The sequence below is a fragment of the Thiomicrospira sp. genome (assembly GCF_036568485.1).
Classification (GTDB): Bacteria; Pseudomonadota; Gammaproteobacteria; order Thiomicrospirales; family Thiomicrospiraceae; genus Thiomicrospira.
In genome coordinates this window covers 1-1794 of sequence record NZ_DATCSL010000011.1, presented here as the reverse complement: position 1 = coordinate 1794, position 1794 = coordinate 1, and the positions used below count along the sequence as shown (strand labels likewise).

Annotated in this window: 2 protein-coding genes; both read left to right on the top strand. The window is 44.0% G+C overall.

Features of this window, described 5'->3' with window-relative positions; genetic code table 11:
• A partial coding sequence (locus VIM91_RS01370) for a 2-oxo acid dehydrogenase subunit E2 (RefSeq protein WP_331863047.1) occupies window positions 1-349 on the top strand: 349 nt, incomplete at its 5' end.
• Between the two features lie 130 nt (window positions 350-479).
• Window positions 480-1781: an IS4 family transposase gene (locus VIM91_RS01365; RefSeq protein WP_331863046.1), complete on the top strand. Its 1302-nt coding sequence runs from the start codon at window positions 480-482 to the stop codon at window positions 1779-1781.
• Window positions 1782-1794 lie beyond the last annotated feature (13 nt).

Genomic DNA, 1794 nt, shown 5'->3' with positions numbered 1-1794 from the left:
AGGGCTTAAGCAGATTGCCATTGAGATTGGTGAGCTTGCGGTCAAAGCGCGTGATAAGAAGCTGACGACCAAAGAATTGCAAGGCGCAAGCTTTACCATCTCTAGTCAAGGTAACTTAGGTGGTACCGCATTTACGCCACTGGTAAATTGGCCGCAAGTAGGAATATTAGGGGTATCAGAAGCCAGTATGCAGCCGCGTTGGAATGCTAGTAAGCAATCTTTCGAGCCGCGTTTGATGTTGCCGTTATCATTGTCTTACGATCATCGGGTGATTAATGGCGCCGATGCTGCGGTATTTACCCGTTATATCGCAAGCTTATTGGCAGATCCACGCCGCATTTTGCTCTAGGCTTGCTTATTCATTACAATTAGATATATTGTTAAAAGGACTGTCTGCGGACTAATGCCAGTCAGTTAAGGCAAAAACTCAATAAAAGTAATAAAATAGCCCATCTAATAAGTAGATGGGCTATTTTACTATGAGACTACAAGACGCTATTAAAGAGACGCATAAAAGGATTCCAGACACCCTAGAACAATTTAGTGAATTAATAGACCCTGAGTGGATACAGCAAGCTTTAGAGTATACCGGCAAAGCGAGCATTAGAAGGCGTAAGCTACCTGCCGAACACGTTGTTTGGATAGTCATCGGCACAGCTTTATATCGAAACCGTTCAATTTGGTATATCACAGAGCAGATGCGGCTTAATATAGACTCACAGGCCTGCGTACCCAGTGCAGTGGTACAAGCAAGACAACGCCTCGGGCATGAGCCTCTAAAGCAGCTATTTCATCAACTAAGTGCTCACTACCAAACAGAATCACGAGCCCAGCAGCAAGACTTTATGGGACTTAGCGTCCAAGCTGTAGACGGTGTCGTATACTCACTACCCTATACTGATGAGAACCTTCAGTACTTTAGTTCAAGCAAAGGCAGAACTAAAGAGGCGCCCTATCCCCAAATGCGTTCGGTATGCCTGATCAATACTGACACGCATGAGATCATTTACACAACCCTTGGAGATATGGGTCAAGGAGAGATCACATTAGCCCGTCAGCTAAATATTCAAGACAACAGCATTACGCTCTTTGATAGAGCCTATTTCTCAGCAGACCTACTGATTAGTTGGCAACAAACCCATCCAAACAGTCACTGGCTCATGCGGGCTAAAGATAATCTGCGTTACAGTGTGATTGAAACCTTTAGTGAAGGGGACTACTTGATACAAATGCCGGTTTCTCCCCAAGCTCAAAAGAAAAATCCAAACCTACCCGATACTTGGCAAGCTCGATTAATTGAGTGTCGTTATGAGGGTAAGACAAGACGATACATCACCTCTTTAATAGATGATAAACGCTTTACTAAGGATAAAGTGGCACAGCTGTACTTGCAGCGCTGGGAGATCGAGATGGCTTTTAGGGAAATTAAGTCTGATCTACAGCAGGGGCTGTTGTTAAGAAGTAAGCTGCCACAGCTTGTGTTACAAGAGTTCTGGGGGCTTATGATTGCTTATAATCTGATAAGACGTTTGATGCGCTATATGGCCCTTAGAGCTAAGGTTAGCCCTCTACGAATTAGCTTTCATATGGCGTCTATTACGATTGTTGATCTGTTACGGTTTGCGCCTTTACAGGCTGCAGGACTCTTCCCTAAGTTGTTAGATGCAGTTTTAGAGGAAGGAAAATTGTTTGTCATTCCTGAACGCAGAAAGCGATCTTGCCCGAGGGTGGTTAAGGGTAAACCACAAAAATATCCCAAAAAAAATACCAGTCAGCCTTAACTGACTGGCATTA